The organism is Janthinobacterium woesei, assembly GCF_051380875.1.
GTDB lineage: Bacteria > Pseudomonadota > Gammaproteobacteria > Burkholderiales > Burkholderiaceae_D > Janthinobacterium.
Map to the genome: position 1 here is coordinate 86,930 of NZ_JBNYXW010000017.1, position 17,800 is coordinate 104,729.

The 17,800-nt window shown below is 61.4% G+C and carries 15 protein-coding genes; 6 read left to right on the forward strand and 9 right to left on the reverse strand.

Annotated elements, in window-relative coordinates; all coding sequences use genetic code 11:
• The first annotated feature begins 120 nt into the window (after positions 1-120).
• The 3 genes from ACQ4W6_RS19855 to ACQ4W6_RS19865 all read left to right on the forward strand — a co-directional run bounded on the left by ACQ4W6_RS19855 (position 121) and on the right by ACQ4W6_RS19865 (position 2,391).
• Entirely contained in the window at positions 121-357 is a 237-nt protein-coding gene (locus ACQ4W6_RS19855) for a hypothetical protein (RefSeq protein WP_436568898.1), read from the forward strand.
• A 201-nt stretch (positions 358-558) separates the two neighbouring features.
• Positions 559-1,239, forward strand: a complete 681-nt coding sequence (locus tag ACQ4W6_RS19860) for a YXWGXW repeat-containing protein (protein ID WP_436568899.1) — start codon at positions 559-561, stop codon at positions 1,237-1,239.
• A 120-nt stretch (positions 1,240-1,359) separates the two neighbouring features.
• Positions 1,360-2,391: a transporter gene (locus tag ACQ4W6_RS19865; RefSeq protein WP_436568900.1), complete on the forward strand. Its 1,032-nt coding sequence runs from the start codon at positions 1,360-1,362 to the stop codon at positions 2,389-2,391.
• 65 nt (positions 2,392-2,456) lie between these two features.
• Here the strand turns inward: ACQ4W6_RS19865 and rnk are convergent, their stop codons facing one another.
• The gene (gene rnk / locus ACQ4W6_RS19870; protein ID WP_436568901.1) at positions 2,457-2,864 is read right to left on the reverse strand and encodes a nucleoside diphosphate kinase regulator; all 408 of its coding nucleotides are present in this window, start codon (positions 2,862-2,864) and stop codon (positions 2,457-2,459) included.
• A 584-nt stretch (positions 2,865-3,448) separates the two neighbouring features.
• Between rnk and ACQ4W6_RS19875 the strand changes: the two genes are divergently transcribed.
• On the forward strand, positions 3,449-5,341 hold the full coding sequence (locus ACQ4W6_RS19875) for a putative bifunctional diguanylate cyclase/phosphodiesterase (protein WP_436568902.1): 1,893 nt from the start codon (positions 3,449-3,451) through the stop codon (positions 5,339-5,341).
• Between the two features lie 75 nt (positions 5,342-5,416).
• On the opposite strand, the gene ACQ4W6_RS19880 is transcribed toward ACQ4W6_RS19875, so the two are convergent.
• Positions 5,417-7,084 (reverse strand): peptide chain release factor 3, encoded by a 1,668-nt coding sequence (locus tag ACQ4W6_RS19880; protein ID WP_436568949.1) that lies wholly within the window; start codon positions 7,082-7,084, stop codon positions 5,417-5,419.
• A gap of 174 nt (positions 7,085-7,258) precedes the next feature.
• Between ACQ4W6_RS19880 and ACQ4W6_RS19885 the strand changes: the two genes are divergently transcribed.
• Both ACQ4W6_RS19885 and ACQ4W6_RS19890 read left to right on the forward strand, forming a co-directional pair.
• On the forward strand, positions 7,259-9,313 hold the full coding sequence (locus tag ACQ4W6_RS19885; protein ID WP_436568903.1) for a methyl-accepting chemotaxis protein: 2,055 nt from the start codon (positions 7,259-7,261) through the stop codon (positions 9,311-9,313).
• Positions 9,314-9,553: 240 nt separating this feature from the next.
• Positions 9,554-10,363, forward strand: coding sequence for a Crp/Fnr family transcriptional regulator (locus ACQ4W6_RS19890; protein ID WP_436568904.1), 810 nt, complete (start codon positions 9,554-9,556; stop codon positions 10,361-10,363).
• A gap of 78 nt (positions 10,364-10,441) precedes the next feature.
• Here ACQ4W6_RS19890 and ACQ4W6_RS19895 read toward each other — a convergent pair whose 3' ends face one another.
• From ACQ4W6_RS19895 to rplT, 7 genes are all read right to left on the reverse strand, one after another.
• A complete protein-coding gene (locus ACQ4W6_RS19895; RefSeq protein ID WP_436568905.1) occupies positions 10,442-11,857 on the reverse strand; it encodes a sensor histidine kinase in 1,416 nt (471 codons plus the stop codon).
• A gap of 144 nt (positions 11,858-12,001) precedes the next feature.
• Positions 12,002-12,634 (reverse strand): response regulator, encoded by a 633-nt coding sequence (locus tag ACQ4W6_RS19900; protein ID WP_034783185.1) that lies wholly within the window; start codon positions 12,632-12,634, stop codon positions 12,002-12,004.
• 190 nt (positions 12,635-12,824) lie between these two features.
• Complete coding sequence (locus ACQ4W6_RS19905) at positions 12,825-13,229, reverse strand: MerR family transcriptional regulator (RefSeq protein WP_436568906.1); 405 nt, start codon at positions 13,227-13,229, stop codon at positions 12,825-12,827.
• Positions 13,230-13,239: 10 nt separating this feature from the next.
• Positions 13,240-13,587, reverse strand: a complete 348-nt coding sequence (locus ACQ4W6_RS19910) for an integration host factor subunit alpha (protein WP_219114052.1) — start codon at positions 13,585-13,587, stop codon at positions 13,240-13,242.
• A 170-nt stretch (positions 13,588-13,757) separates the two neighbouring features.
• Positions 13,758-16,184: a phenylalanine--tRNA ligase subunit beta gene (gene pheT / locus ACQ4W6_RS19915; protein WP_436568907.1), complete on the reverse strand. Its 2,427-nt coding sequence runs from the start codon at positions 16,182-16,184 to the stop codon at positions 13,758-13,760.
• A 78-nt stretch (positions 16,185-16,262) separates the two neighbouring features.
• Positions 16,263-17,279, reverse strand: coding sequence for a phenylalanine--tRNA ligase subunit alpha (pheS, locus tag ACQ4W6_RS19920; RefSeq protein ID WP_436568908.1), 1,017 nt, complete (start codon positions 17,277-17,279; stop codon positions 16,263-16,265).
• Between the two features lie 149 nt (positions 17,280-17,428).
• Positions 17,429-17,788, reverse strand: coding sequence for a 50S ribosomal protein L20 (rplT, locus tag ACQ4W6_RS19925; protein ID WP_010399214.1), 360 nt, complete (start codon positions 17,786-17,788; stop codon positions 17,429-17,431).
• Between the last annotated feature and the right edge of the window lie 12 nt (positions 17,789-17,800).

The following is a 17,800-nucleotide window of genomic DNA, read 5'->3' on the forward strand; positions in this document are numbered from 1 at the left end:
AGCGCCGCTTTTTTGCAGGCCATGCCGCCAAAACCACGGCTGGTCGCATGCGCATGGCGCAGCGGCACGCGCCTGGCTACAGTGCATGCATACCCACCCGCCGCCCCGAAAGGAACGATCATGAAAACCTTGAAAAACCTGGAAGCCATCTTCACCATCGCCGTCGCCCTCGCCTGCGGTGCCAGCTATGTCAGTTTCATGCAGCCACACGCCACGCACGCTGGCAATGTGGCGCAGGCCAGCAGCATGCCCGTGGTGGTAGTGAGCGCCAAGCGCATGACGGAGCAGGAAAAGAAAATCTCGCTGATCGAGGAACGCCAGTCGCTGCTGGGCAATGCCACCGCCAGCACCCTGTGAGCCGCCGATGCTGATCCCACGCCGCCTGGCGCACAGTGAGTTGCCGCAGTGAGCTTTCCCGCGCCAGGGCGCCATTTGTATCGGCTGCGGATACACAGACACACAGCATTGTGTCAATTGTAATAAGTTGAATCAAAGGCGAAGACGCCGCCAGCAAGCCGCTATAGTCCATTTCACGCACTTACCGAAATGGAGACGCACATGAAACCCCTCACACTTTACGCAGCAGCCATGCTTGCCATTAGCACTGCGGCCTTCTTGCCCGTGCAATCGATGGCGCAAAGCCAGGTCGGCGTCAGCATTGTCCTCGGCAGCGCCCCGCCCCCGCCACGCTTTGAAAGCGTGCCGGCGCCGCGCTCGGGCTATGTCTGGGCCCCAGGCTACTGGAACTGGGACGGCCAGCGCCATGCATGGACCGGTGGTGAATGGCTGCGCGAACGCGACGGCAACCAGTACCGCCGCGCCGCCTGGATACAAGAGAACAACCGCTGGCGCCTGGACCGCGGCGGCTGGAGCGCGGCGCAGGTGCAGCCGGTGCGCTACGACGCCATTCGCAACGCCCCGCCGCCACCGCGCCGCGAAGCCATCCCGCGCGCCCGCCACGGCTACATCTGGGCGCCCGGCCACTGGGAATGGCGCAGCCAGCGCTACGCATGGACCCCGGGCCTGTGGATCACCGAACGCCCCGGCTATGCGTACGCGCCGCCCGCCTGGAACCAGCGCGATGGCCGCTGGCAGATGGAGCAAGGCCGCTGGTCGCCACGCGGCCCGAACGGCGACCGTGACCGCGACGGCGTCCCGAACCGCAACGACCGCGACCGCGACAATGACGGCGTGCCCAACCGCGACGACCATCGGCCGGACAATCCGCGCCGCTACTAGAAACGTTAGGCAATAATTGCCCACCAAGGCCACCGTTCGCGGTGGCCTTGTCATTTTCCCGTCATCTGGCTGTATTACAATCGCGCGACGATCAATGATAATGCGCGAGAAAGATTCACGATGGCGATGGAAACTGCCGGTTTCACCTATGGCTCTGACACCTCTGGCCTGGTCTGGGGCTTCCTATTTGGCCGCCATGCGCAGCCGCTGGCGCTCGATTCAGGCGCCGCGCTGGCCTGGCTGGCGGACGGCGCGGCGCGCCCGGCGCACGAATTCGTCTGGCTGCACTTCAACCTGTCGCATGCGGCCAGCGAAAAATGGCTGATGACGCACACGCAGCTGGCCGATGAATTCTATGAAACGCTGCACCAGGGTTCGCGCTCGACGCGCATCGAACAGGTGGAAAACACCCTCATCGCGGTGGTCAATGATGTGGTGCACAATTTTTCGTTCGAGGCATCCGACATTGCCACCATGTGGGCCAGCGTGGCGCAAAACCTGGTCATCACGGCGCGCCGCGCGCCGCTGCAGTCGATCGAGCGCCTGCGCCAGGCCGTCATCAAGAATCACGAGCCGATCCGCTCGTCGGTGGAGCTGCTGGTCCACTTGCTGCGCGACCAGGCCGACGTGCTGGTCAACATCGTGCGCGATGCCGTGGCGCGTGTCGACGATATCGAAGACCATTTGCTGGCCGGGCGCCTGGTGCCCAAGCGCGAAGACCTGGGCGCCATGCGGCGCGTGCTGGTGCGCCTGCAGCGCCTGCTGGCGCCGGAACCGGCAGCCCTGTTCCGCCTGCTGCAGCGTCCGCCGTCGTGGGTATCCGAGCTGGACAGCCTGGAATTGCGCCAGTCGACTGAGGAATTCTCGGTCGTGCTCAGCGACATGTCTTCCTTGCAGGAGCGCATCAAATTGCTGCAGGAAGAAATCGCCGCGCGGGTCAACGAGGAAAACAGCCGCAGCCTGTTCGTGCTGACCATCGTCACCGTGCTGGCCTTGCCGATCAACATCATCGCCGGCATGCTGGGTATGAATGTGGGGGGGATACCGCTGGCCCAGCATCCGCAGGGCTTCTGGATCATCGTTGCCATCATCGTCACGTTTACGGTCGTGGCCGGATGGCTGGTGGTGCGCGTGCAACGCAATATTAACTAGCGAAAACACGGCCTTGCAGGCGAACGGCAGGCGCCGTCCGCCATCCTTGCTCAATGACCGCCAGCCTAGCGGTGATATTCGCCGGCCCGCTCAGGCTGATAGACGATTTCTTCGATCTTCACCTTGACCACGCCGCCGGGCATGGGCCAGGCGATGCTGTCGCCGACAGACAGGCCCAGCAATGCGCTGCCGACCGGCGCCAGCACGGAAATGCGGTCGGCCTGGCCTTCCACATCCTTTGGATACACGAGCGTCAGGCAGAATTCATCCTTGTTTTCCACCGTGAAGCGCACGGTGGAATTCATCGTCACGACGGTGGGCGGAATCTCTTGCGGTTCCAGCACCTCGGCGCGGCCCAGCTCATCGAGCAAAGCGGCCTTGTCGGGCGAAAGATTGTTTCCCAAGGCATACAACAACACTTCCAGTCGTTCCAGGTCTTGTGACGACAAAATAATTTTTGGTTTTTTTTCCAAGATATCCTCACTGATTATCATTAGGGCGACGTCCGGTTTTGCTGGCGGCGAGTGACCTAAACGCACGAAACAAAACAAACAGCATTAGAACGTCCATCATCAGCGGATTATGGACGAACTCGCGGAACAAGGCCATAGCGTTCGCGCATTCCCCATTAAAATTTATTAAAATCAAAGACTTGCAAGGCAATATTTACAGGCGGCATAAAAATACGCCGGCGTGCGCAGATGCATGCCAGGGTGCGCCGGGTTATTCCGCATGGCATTATTTTTACGGTCAGCATGTCTTGCGCAAAAAAAAACAGAATGGCAAAAAAAAGGATTAAAATCAAGCCTGCTTATTATTATAAAGACACGTATACTCCCGGTGTCCGGCGCCGCCCCGCTGGCTGGCGTTGCGCCGTAGCCTGTGCAGGGCCGCGCCCCCTGTACTTTCACGCTACAAAATGACAATATGCCGGCCTTAACAACACCTTGAGAGTTCCGGCTCACCTCGGTTTTCATCTGACTGGAACGTAAAGTATGGCAGGGCAAGGCGGGATCAAACGGGGCGGCAGCAGGCGGGACCGGCAGGGAAAAGCGTCATGATGGCACCATTGATGCTGCCCTCGGCGCAGTTGCGCGGCGATAAGGTAGCCAGGCTGAACTTGCTGACCGCGGCTGCCATGCTGGCCGGCGCCAGCTTGCTGCTGATCCTGTTCCAATGGTTTTCCCTGCAAGCAGCATTGCAGGGCAACTTGCTGATACAGGCCGACATGCTGGCCCCGGTGGCTGCCCAGGCCTTGCAGCAGAATAACCACCTTTCTGCGGAGCAAATCCTCGCGCGCTTCTCGGCCGATCCGCACATCCAGCAGGCGCTGATCTACAGTCCGTATGGCGTGCCATTTGCCCGCTACGCGCGCAGCGGCGCCGATGCCGCACCCGCCGCACCGCGCGCCGGCGTGCAGATCGACCTGCTGGCCGGCAGCGCCACCATGCTGCGCTCTCTGCCTGGCGGCGGCGCCCTGTTCCTGCGCACCAGCCTGGCGCCGCAGTACCGCAGCCTGGCGCAGTTTGCCGCCTTCACCCTGCTGGTGAGCCTGTGCGCTTTCGGTCTGACGACATTGATGGTGCGCCGCACGCGTATCGCCGCCCAGCATGCGGAAAGCCATTTGCACTACCTGGCCCATGTCGACCCCGTCACGCAGTTGCCGAACCGGCATGAATTCAACGGCGCGCTGGCCTATGCGCTGGCGCGCGCCGACCGCCAAGACAGCAGCGTGGGCCTGTTGCTGCTGGACCTGGACAACTTCAAGGTCGTCAACGACACCCTGGGCCACCACTGCGGCGACCAGCTGCTCAAACTGGTCGCCGAGCGCTTGGTGGCCATCGTGCGCACCACCGACATCATCTGCCGCATCGGCGGCGACGAATTCGTCGTCATCGTCGAACCGGCCGACGACGCCTCGGAAATGGCCAGCGTGGCGCGCAAGATCCTCGCCGTGCTGGCCGCGCCATTTGCCCTCGAAGGCCACCAGCTGTATGTCAGCGCCAGCATTGGCGTGAGCCTGTACCCGTTCGACGCGCAGGACGTGGCGACCCTCACGCGCAATGCCGATACGGCCATGTACCACGCCAAGCACCAGGGCAAGAGCCGCTACGCCGTGTTCCAGTCCGAGATGGAACAGCGTGCCCAGCGCCGCCTGCGCATGGAGGCAAACCTGCGCCGCGCGCTGCAAAATGAAGAATTGTATGTGCATTACCAGCCGCAGATCGACTTGCGCAGCGGGCGCATCGTCGGCGTGGAAGCGCTGATACGCTGGAACTGCCGCGAGATGGGCCAGCTGAGCCCAGCCGAATTCATTCCCGTGGCCGAGGAAAGCGGCATCATCGTCGACCTGGGGCGCTGGGTGCTGCAAAGCGCCTGCCGCCAGGCAGCTGTCTGGTGCAAGGCGGGCCTGCTCGATTCGTTGGAACACGTGGCCGTCAACCTGTCGGCCTGCCAGGCGCGCGATCCGGGCCTGATGGACGATATCCGCGCCATCCTGCACGAAACCCAGTTGCCGCACGGCTTGCTTGAGCTGGAAATCACGGAAGGGGTCTTGATGGACAATATTCACGCCAACGTGGAATTGATGCGGCGCTTGCAGGAAACGGGCATCCACCTGTCGGTGGACGATTTCGGCACCGGCTATTCTTCGATGTCGTATTTAAAACGCCTGCCGATCGACCAGTTGAAGATCGACCGCAGCTTCGTGCACGACTTGCCCGGCGAGGGCGAAGCCATCGTCACGGCCATCATCGCCATGGCGCACAGCCTGCATTTGAAAGTGGTAGCCGAAGGCGTGGAAACGCTGCAGCAGGTGGAGTTCATGCGCAAAGCCGGCTGCGACAATGCGCAGGGCTTTTTCTTCGCGCGCCCCATGACGGCGGCGCAGTTGACGGCATTACTGCTGGAGCGGCGCGACTGGAGCACGCGCACGGCCATGCTGGCTTAGGGCAGTCCCTGCGGGATCGGAATGCTCTCCATTGGAGAGCATTCCCCCGGCGGGACTGACCCCGGCTGCCGCTTATCAAGCCAGCTTGGCAGAGTGCTCGCGCGTGGCGTGGAACTTCAGCTTCGGCCAGCGCTCTTCCGTCAGGCGCAGGTTCACGCCCGACGTCGCCAGGTAGGCCATGTTGCCGGCCGCATCGTAGGCCACGTTGTGGCCCAGCGCGTTCTCGAAATCCTGCAAGATGCGCTTGTCGTCGCAGCTGACCCAGCGTGCGCTGCTGATGCTGGTGCCTTCGAACACGGCATCGACGCCATATTCGTTGAGCAGGCGGCTGGCCACCACTTCGAACTGCAGCACGCCGACGGCGCCCAGGATCAGCTCACCGCCCTGCACCGGCTTGAAGACCTGCACCGCGCCCTCTTCGCCCAGCTGCTGCAAGCCCTTGTGCAACTGCTTGATTTTCAAGGGATTACGGATGCGCACCGAGCGGAAGAAGTCTGGCGCGAAGTACGGAATGCCGGTAAAGGTCAGCATCTCGCCTTCGGAGAAACTGTCGCCGATCTGCATGTTGCCATGGTTCGGCAAGCCGATGATGTCGCCAGCGTACGCTTCTTCCACCTGTTCGCGCGAAGACGCCATGAAGGTCACCACGTTCGAGACCTTGATCTCGCGGCCCAGGCGCAAGTGCTTGACCTTCATGCCGCGCTCGAAACGTCCCGAGCACACGCGCAAAAAGGCAATGCGGTCGCGGTGTGCCGGGTCCATGTTGGCCTGGATCTTGAAGACAAAACCGGTAAATGGCTGTTCGACCGGATCGACGGAACGCACGGTGGCATCGCGTTCGCGCGGTGCCGGCGCCCAGTCGACCAGCGCCGACAGGATTTCGCGCACGCCGAAGTTGTTCACGGCCGAACCGAAGAAGACCGGCGTCTGCACGCCGGAGAGGAATTCTTCCAGGTTGAACGGATGCGAGGCGCCGTGCACCAATTCGACTTCCATGCGCAGTTGATCCATCTCAAGGGGGAACATCTCTTGCAGGCGCGGATTGTCGATGCCCTTGATGATTTCAAAGGCGCCGTCGGCCTTTTCCTCGCCGGCCTTGAACAGCATGATTTCATCGTTCAGCAAGTGGTACACGCCGCGGAAATTCTTGCCCATGCCGATCGGCCAGGTAACGGGCGCGCACTGGATCTTCAGCACCGATTCGAGTTCATCGAGCAGTTCCAGCGGATCGCGCGTCTCGCGGTCCATCTTGTTCATGAAAGTGACGATCGGCGTATTGCGCATGCGGCACACGGCCAGCAGTTTGATCGTCTGCGCTTCCACGCCCTTGGCCGCATCGATCACCATCAGGGCAGAATCGACGGCCGTCAGCACGCGGTAGGTATCTTCCGAGAAGTCCTGGTGGCCCGGAGTATCGAGCAGGTTGACGACGTGGTCGCGGAATTCGAACTGCATCACCGAGGATGCGACGGAAATACCGCGCTGCTTCTCGATCTCCATCCAGTCCGACGTCGCGTGGCGGCCCGATTTACGCGCCTTGACGGTACCGGCCATCTGGATCGCGCCCGAGAACAGCAGCAGCTTTTCCGTCAAGGTGGTCTTACCCGCATCCGGGTGGGAAATAATGCCGAAGGTACGGCGGCGCTTCACTTCGCGCGCGATCACGGCTGGCGCCTTGCTGCTGGCGGAGACCGTCGCGGTATCGGTGGAATCGGGGGTAGTGATGTCGTTCTCGTTGGCCATATTGGTGACCATAATATGGCCCTCGCAAAAAACCCTCGATTTTACAGACTCTTGCCGCATCCGTGTGAACTGCTTCACTCTGGCGGATGGCAAAATCGGCCACTTCATCAAGGGGTCACAATTCGCAGGCAACATTGCGGTGCAGAAATGTTGCCACTCTATCCTGGAAAGCCGATGAAAATCCTCCTCACCCCCGCCATCCGACTCATGCAGCGTTTGCGCCTGCTGCCCAAATTCATGCTCGTCTGCCTGGTCTTCCTGTTGCCGCTGGCGCTGGCGACCACCCTGCTGATCTCGGAACTGGGCAAATCGCTGGCCCAGGCACAGGACGCGCAGCGGGGGGTGGCCTACGTGCGCCAGTTGCAAGATGGCATGCGGCTGCTGCAGCAGCGGCGCGGCCTGGAGCACTTGCGCCTGAGCGGCAAGGCCGGCATGGACAATGCCGCCCTCGCTCCACGCATCACGGCCGCGCTGGCGGCCCTGGCGCGCCTGCCGGCGGGCGCCGGCCTGCCGCAGGCGGGCGCACTGGGCAAGCAGTGGCAAGCCCTCCTGGGCCGCCAGGCGGGCCTCACGGCACGCGACAGCTACGCCGCGCACACGGCGCTGCTGCGCCAGGCGGGCAAACTGGGCCAGCTGGTAGCCGACCGCTCGCACCTGAGCCTGGACCCGGACGCCGGCGCCAACCACCTGAGCGCCGCCTTTACCGCCACCCTGCCCGACTTGGCCGAGAGCCTGGCCGACATCGCCGGGCGCGGCGCCGCCTACATCGACACGGGCCTGTTCGAGGCGAATGAAGACCAGCTGGTCAACGCCACGGCGCTGATCGCGCGCCACGAACTGGAACGCCTGCCGGCCCGCTTCGACGAAATCATCGCCGCCAAACCGGCACTCGGCGCCAGCCTGCAGCCAGCATTGAAAGCCGTGCCGGCCGCGCTGGCCTTCCTCGAACGGGCCAAGAATGAAGTGACGAACTCCTACGACCAGACCTCGGGCGCGCAATTCCACGCAGCCGGCATGCAGGCGATCGACGCGCTGCATGCGCTCTCTAGCGCCTCCGCTGCCGCCCTCGATGGCTTGCTTCTCGATCGCATTGCACGCGACCAGGCGCGCCGCGCGCTGATCCTGGCCGCCATGCTGCTGGTACTGCTGGCCGCCGCCTACCTGTGCGCCGGCTTCTATGCAGCGTTTGCGCGCGACGTGGGGCAGCTGCGCGTGGCCGTGGCGGCAGCGGCGGCGGGCGACCTGTCGCAGCGCATCACCTCGCAGGCGCATGACGAAATCGGCGAACTGGTACGCGACTTTGGCGCCATGACGCATGGCCTGGCCACGCTGGTGCAGGAAATCCGCAGCGGCGCGGCCGTCATCGCCACCGCCAGCGCCGATATCGCGCAGGGCAACGCCGCCCTGTCCGGCCATACGGCCACGCAATCGGAAGCGCTGGGCGCCACCGTCGACTCGATGCGCGAGCTGACAGCCACCGTGGGCCGCAACGAAGCCCACGTAGGACAGGGACGCACCCTGGTGGCGTCGGCGGCCGAAGTGGCCCTGCGCGGCGGCGCAACCGTCAGCGCCGTGGTCGAGACCATGGCCTCGATCAAGGCCAGCTCGCACAAGATCGTCGACATCATCGGCGTCATCAACGGCATCGCCTTCCAGACGAATATCCTGGCCCTGAACGCAGCCGTGGAAGCGGCGCGCGCAGGCGAACAAGGGCGCGGCTTTGCGGTGGTAGCATCCGAGGTGCGCAGCCTGGCACAGCGCTCCAGCGAGGCGGCGCAGCAAATCAAGCGCCTGATCGGCGATTCCGTGGCCACCGTGGACGCGGGCGGCGAGCTGGTCAACGCAGCCGGCAGCACCATGCGGCAAGTCGTCGATGCGGTGCAGCAAGTGGCCGTGGTGATCGGGCGCATCAGCAGCGCCGGCGCCGAACAGAATAGCGAGATTGCGCAGATCAACCTGGCGCTGGCGCAAATTGACGACATGACGCGGCAGAACGCGGGCCTGGTCGACGAAGCGCGCGCCGGCTCGCAGCGATTGCAGCAGGAAGGCGAAGCGCTGACGCAGGCCGCCAGCCGCTTCCGCCTGGCAGAAAACGAGGAACCGGGCACGCGCCAGACGCTGGCGATGAATACCCGCGACGGCTTGCCCAGCGTGCGTCCGGCAGGCTTGTGGAGCGCGAATAAGCCGCGCGTAATATCACAAAATCGCGGACAACGGCGCAAGGTTTGATATGCAAAAGTGTGCGTGCAGGATGAGTGTAGGACAAGGACTACAATTGTGCCTCAAAGGAGACTACAAAGTGGCGACTGCTAATCTTATGTTCGCCACTAACATAAGCTTTTAAAGTAGTGACATCGCGATCTGCACCGCGCGGCCAACAAAAACGCTGTTATCACATGGATACGGCTTGATTTTCCTGGCCAGCCAGCGGCAGTCGCACTCCGATGTAAAAAGCCTGTGAGGAATACTATGAACCATACTCAACTTAGCACCCCGGTCCTGACGAACCAGTTGCTGCCACGCGCCATGCCGGCGGCGGGCCGGGAGATCAAGCTTGCGTCCCGGGTTAGCCTCAGCAGCGCCCAACAGAACGAGCTGCTGGGCGCCCTGCCGCGCGCTGCGCTCGAATCGCTGTTCGAAGACCTGGAGCTGGTGGAGCTGCCTTTCGGCAAGGAATTGTATGCCTACGGCAATAGCATGGAATACAGCTACTTCCCCACCACCGCCATCATTTCACTGCTGTACGTCATGGAAGACGGCGCCACGACAGAAATCGCCGTCGTCGGCCATGAAGGCGTGGCCGGGGCCTCGCTGCTCGCTGGTGAACGCGCCATGTGCACGGCCGTCGTGCAAAGCGCCGGCTACGGCTACCGCCTGAAGACGCAAAGCTTGCGCGATGCCTTTAATCAAGGCGGCGCCCTGCCCCAGTTGTTGATGCGCTACACCAACGCCCTGTTTGCGCAAATGGCGCAGAACGCCGTCGGCGGGCGCCACAGCTCGATCGAGCAAAAGCTGTGCCGCTGGCTGCTGGACCGCCTGGACCGTTCGCCATCGAATGAATTGAAAGTAACGCAAGAGCTCATTTCCATCATGCTGGGCGTGCGCCGCGAAAGCATCACCGCCGCCGCCGGCAAGTTGCAGGAAGAAGGCTTGATCCATTATCGCCGCGGCAACATCACGGTACTGGACCGCGCTGGCCTGGAATGCTATGCGGGCGAGTGCTACAAGGTCGCCAAGACGGAATACGACCGTTTGCTGCGCGACGTGTCACGTTGCTGATGCGCTGCTGATTGATCCGCTGAATGGAGAATGGCCGGGCATGCATGCCCGGCCATTTTTACGCCTGCACAAAAAGCATCACACCTTGACGTCTTCATCCGCCTCTTCCGGCTCCGGCGTCAGCGGCAGCGGAATCAGGGCTTCCACGCAGGTGCCCTTGCCATCCGGCCCCTGGCGCACCGTCAGGGTGCCGCCCAGCAACAGGGCCCGTTCGCGCATGCCCAGCAAGCCGTGCGACATGGGTTTCTGTAGCGCCTCTTCTGTAATGCCGATGCCATCGTCGGTGACGCGCAGCACCAGGCCGTGCTCATTGCGCTTGAGGGTCACGCTGACCGTGCCGGCGCGCGCGTATTTCAGGATGTTCGTCAGGGACTCTTGCACGATGCGGAACAAGGCAATCGTCAGGGTCGCTTCGCGGCTATCGATATGGATGGCCACGTCCGTATCGCAGCGCACCGAGCTCATGCGCGCGAAATCCTCGCAATAGCTTTCGATGGCGGCGCACAGGCCCAGGTTGTCCAGCAGGCTGGGGCGCAGGTCCTCGACGATGCGGCGCTTGAGCTCCACCGTTTCGAGCAAGGTGGCCTTGGCGCGGCGCAATTGCGCGGCCAGTTCCGGCTGCGTATGCGCCAGTTGCTGCGTGACGGCGCCCAGGTCCATGCTGATCGACGTCAGGTTGGCGCCCAGCTCGTCGTGCAGCTCGCGCGCCAGGCGCGCCTTCTCCACTTCATTGACGCTGATCAAATGGCGCGACAGTACGGATAATTGCTCGGTACGCCGGGTAACCGTCGATTCCAGGGTGTCGTTGGCATTTTGCAGCGCATATTCGACGGCCGCGCGGTTCTGGAAGCTGCGCCGCACCAGCTGGTAAAACATGATCAGCACGAGGATGGCCAGCGCATTGATGCCGATGCCGAGCAGCACGGCTTTCTGGTACTCGTGGTAAAAGGCGGCACTGCCGGACGACAGCGCTTCATTTTGCTCGCGCGTCATGATCACCACCTGCAGGCGGATCTCGTCCATCGTGGCGCGGTCATCGGTCACGCGCGAAATATTGACGATCTCTGCCAGCCCGCCCTGCTTGTAGACGTCGATCGATTGTTGCAGCATCGACATTTTGCGGCGGATCAAGGTTTTCAGCTGGGTAAGGTTCTTCAGCTGCGTGGGACTGCCCGCCAGCAAGGTCTGCAACTCGTTGAATTCGTTTTCAATTTCAGTGGTGGCGGTCTTCGATGGCCCCAGATAGATTGCCGAGCCGGAGATAAAGTAGCCGCGCAAGCTGCTTTCCGCATCGAGCACGAGCACGTTCAGATATTGCAGGCGGTCGGCCACGCGGGCGCTCTGGCTGAGCAAGGCATTCGTGCCCTTCAGCGACTGCAGATTATGGAAGAGGCTGAAACCATTAAGTACAAGCAACAGGGCGCAGGTCACGCACAATATCGTCTTGTACAGGGGCAGGCGGTGATTCGGGGCCGGTTCAACGGTGAAATACATCCTGATGTGCATCCTTAGCAAGGTTCGGCGCGGGAGAGAGCGCCGGCGCCGGCCAATTATAATCCTCGCTACAAATTGCTGCACTGCACAAGTCGTGCCTGCTGGCCAGCTGAGCGATCATACTGCCATGATCGCACCGCTGAGCTAGTCAAGCAAATTGTTTTTCATTGCGTAATAGGTCAAGTCGCTGTTAGATTGCAAGCCCATTTTTTCCATAATGCGGGTACGGTAAGTACTCACCGTCTTGATGCTCAGCGACAAGGCGACGCCGATATCGGAGACGGTGGCGCCGCGCGCCAGGCGCAGGAATACCTGGAACTCGCGGTCTGACAATTCCGTATGCAGCGCGGCATTCGTATCGCGGTCGAAGGACTGCGCCAACAGTTCGCCCACGGTGGAACTGACGTAGCGGCGGCCCTGGAACACGGTACGCACAGCCGTCATCAGCTCGTCCGCTTCGCATTCCTTGTTCAGATAGCCATTCGCGCCCATCTTGAACAGGTTCAGCGCATACTGCTGCGCAGGATAGCCGCTCAGGATCAGCACGGGCAATTCCGGCTGGCCCTGGCGGATCGTGCGCAAGGTATCGATGCCGCTCTGGTCGGGCATGGCGATATCGAGCAACAGCACATCACATATTTCGCGGCGGGCGATATCGAGCGCTTCACGCCCCGTACCGGCTTCCGCCACCACACTGAAATCGCTTGACGACGAAAAAATCTGTTTGAATCCAGCTCGTACTATTTGGTGATCATCACAAATGGCAACGCGTATCATTGTTTCCCCTTAAATTTGCCTGGCCTGGGAAAGACTAGCGGAACCTGAACGCGGCTCCGGTTCAGCGTCACTAACAAAAACGCAACATTAACATTATATTCAAAATGTGGCGCATCGCACGGTAGCGGCCCTGCGCCCATTCAGTATAGTCTGCCGGTATCGAACAACCCGGTCTATATTGGGACAAATCTTATTTTAGCAAGTGTAAAATCGCCATTAATTCATTGCGTACCCACTCGCGGTCCAGCGGCTCTTCCTGTGGCAGCAGGGGTGCGGCTGGCAGCAGCGGCAGATCGTCGATGGCGGCATGCGCCGCACCACGGCTGTCGAGCTTGTTGCGCGCACCGCTGATGGTAAAACCCTGCTCGTACAGCAGTTCGCGGATGCGCCGTATCAGCAGCACTTCATGGTGCTGGTAATAACGGCGGTTGCCGCGCCGCTTGACCGGCTTGAGCTGGGAGAACTCTTGCTCCCAGTAACGCAGCACATGCGGCTTGACGCCGCACAGCTCGCTCACCTCGCCGATCGTGAAGTAGCGCTTGGCCGGGATGGGCGGCAAGGCGATCAACTCAGTTTTACTGATGCGCTCGTTCATCGCCACTCACTCAGGCAGCACGGGCCAGCGGACTGGTCTCTTCGACCATGCTCTTCAACTTCTGGCTGGCATGGAAGGTCACGACACGGCGTGCCGTGATGGGAATCTCTTCGCCCGTCTTCGGATTGCGGCCCGGCCGTTGCGGCTTGTCGCGCAACTGAAAATTGCCGAAACCGGACAATTTGACGGCTTCGCCGCGCTCCAGCGCATTGCGGATCTCGTCGAAGAACGTCTCGACCATATCCTTCGCTTCGCGCTTGTTCAGGCCCACCTGCTCGAACAACAGTTCGGCCAGTTCCGCCTTGGTCAAGGTGGGCAAATCTTTTTCCGCATCCTGGCGCACTTTGGCAACCAGCATGGCCCGATGCAAATCGGCGGCCAGTGCGGATTGCAGTACGGCGGAATCAACGTCGCTATTATTAATTTTCCTGCCCTGCCTTTTCTGTGCGCCCGAGCCCGCCACATGGCGAACTCGTTGACGGTGGTTGGCGGCTCAGCCGTCACACAATGCGACGGCCGATCCGGCAATTACGAACGCAGTTTCGCGTCATGGCCCTGCTTGGCCGCTTCGATCAGGACAGCCATCAGGCCATCGACGACGTCGTCTTGCAGGGTGTTTTGAGTATCTTGCAAGCTAATCCGGAAAGCAAGGCTTTTTTCATCCGCTTCCAACCCTTTGCCCCGATATTCATCAAACAAAACAATGGCTTGCACGATACGCGCTGCCGGGCTTGCCTTGGCGGCGGCGTGGAAGCTGTCGAGCAGATCCTGCACGCCCACCGATTGCTTGACGACTACGGCCAGGTCGCGGCTGGCACCAGGGAATTTCGAAATTTCCTGGTACACGGGCACGTTGCGCTGCGTCAAAGCAGCGGCATCGACTTCGAACAGCACGGGCGCCAGCGGCAGATCGTATTTCTGCATCCAGCGCGGGTGCAATTCGCCGATGAAACCGATGACCTTGCCATCGAGTTCCACGTTGGCCGAACGGCCAGGATGCAGGGCCGGGTGTTCTGCCTTGGTGAAACGCAAGACCAGCGGCGCGAACAGCGCTTCCAGGTCCGCCTTCACATCGAAGAAGTCGACCGTGCGCGAAGCTTGGCCCCATTGCTCGTCAGCCACGGCGCCATACGCCATGGCGGCCACGCGTTTTGGCTGCGCGTAGCCGGCCACCGACAGGGGACCGTTTTCCACGCTGTCATCGCGTTGGTAGATGGCGCCCACTTCAAAGATGCGCACGCGGTTGGTCTTGCGGTTCAGGTTATAGCGCACATTGGCGATCAGGCTGCCGATCAGCGAGGAGCGCATCACGCTCATCTGGCTGGCGATCGGGTTCTGCAATTTGATCGGATGTGTGTTGCCCGAGAAATCGCGTTCCCACGCCGTATCGACAAAGCTCATGTTGACCACTTCCTGGAAACCCAGGTCGGCCAGTTCATGACGTACCGCAAACAGCGAGCGCGTGTTTTCTGGTGCAATCTGCATCACGTTCGCCGCCACGGGAGGCAGGGTCGGGATATTTTCAAAACCGTACACGCGCGCCACTTCCTCGATCAGGTCTTCCTCGATCTCGATGTCGAAGCGGTAGCTGGGCGAGGTGACGGAAAACACGCCGTCGGCCAGGGTAAATGGCAGGGCCAGGCGCGTAAAGATGTCGGCGATCAGCGCGTCATTGAGCGGCACGCCGATGACTTTTTGCGCGCGCGCCGTGCGCATGGATACAGGCTGGCGTTGCGGCAAGTTCACCACGTGGTCGTCGACCGGGCCGACGGTAGTGTTCAGGGTGCCGCAAATTTCCACGATCAGCGCCGTGATGCGCTCGATGTGTTCCGCGTTGGTGGCGAAATCGACGCCGCGCTCGAAGCGGTGCGCCGCATCGGTCGAGAAATTCAAGCGGCGGGCACGGCCCTGGATGGCGTTCGGCCACCAGAATGCCGCTTCCAGGTAGATGCTGTCCGTATCGTCGGATACAGCGCTGGCATCGCCGCCCATGATGCCGGCCAGCGATTCGATTTCCTGTTCGTCGGCGATGACGCCGATCCATTCGTCGACGGCGATGGTATTGCCGTTGAGCAGCTTGACCGATTCGCCGGCCTTGCCCCAACGCACATCGAGGCTGCCGTGGATCTTCGCCAGGTCAAACACGTGGCTAGGACGACCCAGTTCCAGCATGACATAGTTGGAAATGTCGACCAGGGCCGACAGCGGGCGCTGGCCGCTGCGCTCAAGGCGCTGCTTCATCCAGTCCGGCGTGGCGGCGCGGGCGTTCAGGCCACGGATGACGCGGCCCGTGAAGCGGCCGCACAAATCGGCTGCGCTGACCTTGACTGGCAGGATTTCGTCGCTGCTGACGGGAACGGTGGCAAATTGCGGCGCATTCAGAGGCACACCCGTGAGCGCCGACACTTCGCGCGCCACGCCCAGCACGGACAGGCAGTCCGCTTTGTTCGGCGTCAACTTGATGGTGAATTTCAAGTCGTTCAAGGCATAGTAATCGCGGAAATTCTGGCCGATCGGCGCGTCGTCCGGCAACTCCATCAAGCCAGCGTTTTCTTCCGACAATTTCAGTTCGCGCGCCGAGCACAGCATGCCTTGCGACTCGACGCCGCGCAGTTCGCCCACCTTGATTTCAAACGGCTTGCCATCGGCGCCAGGCGGCAATATGGCGCCCGCCGTGGCGCACACGACTTTCAGGCCCGGGCGCACGTTCGGCGCGCCGCAGACGATGTTGAGCATGGTGCCGGTGCCGACATCGACCTGGCAAACGTTCAGGCGGTCCGCGTTCGGGTGCTTCTCCATCTCCAGGACCAGGCCCACCACCACGTTCGAGAACGGGGGTGCGACAGCGTCAACGTCCTCGACTTCGAGACCGGACATGGTCAGCAGATGGGCCAGTTCGTCCGAAGTCATCTTCGGATCGACCATGGTACGGAGCCAGTTTTCGGAAAATTGCATAATTAAGCCTTCAAAGGGTCAAAGCTCACAGCGCGAGCGCACAGGCGCTCAAGCGCCATGAATCAAACGGAACAACGCTTAGTTGAATTGCTTCAAGAAACGTAAATCGCCTTCATAGAACAGGCGCAGGTCGTTGATGCCATAGCGCAGCATCGTCAAGCGTTCCAGGCCGGAGCCGAAAGCAAAACCGATGAATTTCTCGGGATCGAGGCCGAAGTTCTTCACCACGCTCGGATGCACCTGGCCGGCGCCCGACACTTCCAGCCAGCGGCCCTTCAGGGGGCCGGAGCCAAAGGCGATGTCGATCTCGGCCGACGGTTCCGTAAACGGGAAGTACGACGGACGGAAACGCACTTGCAGGTCGTCCGTCTCGAAGAAGGCCTTGACGAAGTTCAGGTACACGCCCTTCAGGTCGGCAAAGCTGATGTCTTCGGCGATCCACAGGCCTTCGACCTGGTGGAACATCGGCGAATGGGTGGCATCGCTGTCGACGCGGTAGGTGCGCCCTGGCGCGATGACCTTGATCGGCGGCGTGTGCGTGCGCGCATAGCGCACCTGCATCGGGCTGGTGTGCGTGCGCAGCAGCAATGGCTTGCCATCGGTGTCGTTGCCATCGATGTAGAACGTATCTTGCATGGAACGCGCTGGATGGTTTTCCGGGCTGTTGAGCGCCGTGAAGTTAGTCCAGTCGTTCTCGATTTCGGGGCCGTCGGCTACGTCGAAGCCGATCGAACGGAAGATTTCCTCGACCCGCTCCCAGCTGCGCATCACGGGATGGATGCCGCCGGGCATGCGGCCACGGCCTGGCAGGGTCACGTCGATCGCTTCGGCGTTCAGACGGCCTTGCATCTGGGCATCGGCGAGTGCATCACGGCGCGCCGTCAGCGCGTCTTCGATCTGCACTTTGACGGCGTTGATCAAGGCGCCCTGCGCCTTGCGCGCGTCAGGGTCGAGCTTGCCCAGGCCCTTCATCATTTCAGTAATCTGGCCAGTCTTGCCCAAATAGCGGGCTTTGGCGTTTTCAAGTGCGGCAGCGTCTGCGGCGGCGATAAAGTCAGCCTGGGCCGAGACGACGAGTTCTTCTAGGGAGTTCATGCGGCATTTCCTGTTTTGGACATCAATTCTGGACTCAGTGATCTAAACCCAACAATCAAAAACGGAAACGGGGCATAGGGTGAATTAGACCCCTGCCCCGCTCTTTATAACGCCACCCTACGGATGGCGTTTTTGCATCAATCGTTTGCTTACGCTGCGATTTTTGCTTTAACTGCGTTGACAATCGCAGCGAACGCTGGCTTGTCCATCACAGCCATATCGGCCAGGACTTTACGGTCCAGTTCGATATTTGCTTTTTTCAAGCCGTTCATGAATACGCTGTACGTTACGCCATGCTCACGGGAAGCGGCGTTGATACGGGCGATCCACAGGCGGCGGAAAACGCGTTTCTTGTTGCGGCGATCGCGGTAAGCGTATTGGCCAGCGCGCATGACTGCTTGCTTGGCAACACGGTATACACGGCTGCGGCGACCACGGTAGCCTTTAGCTTGAACAAGAATTTTTTTATGACGGGCACGAGCTGTAACCCCACGTTTTACTCTAGGCATAGTAACTCCTTA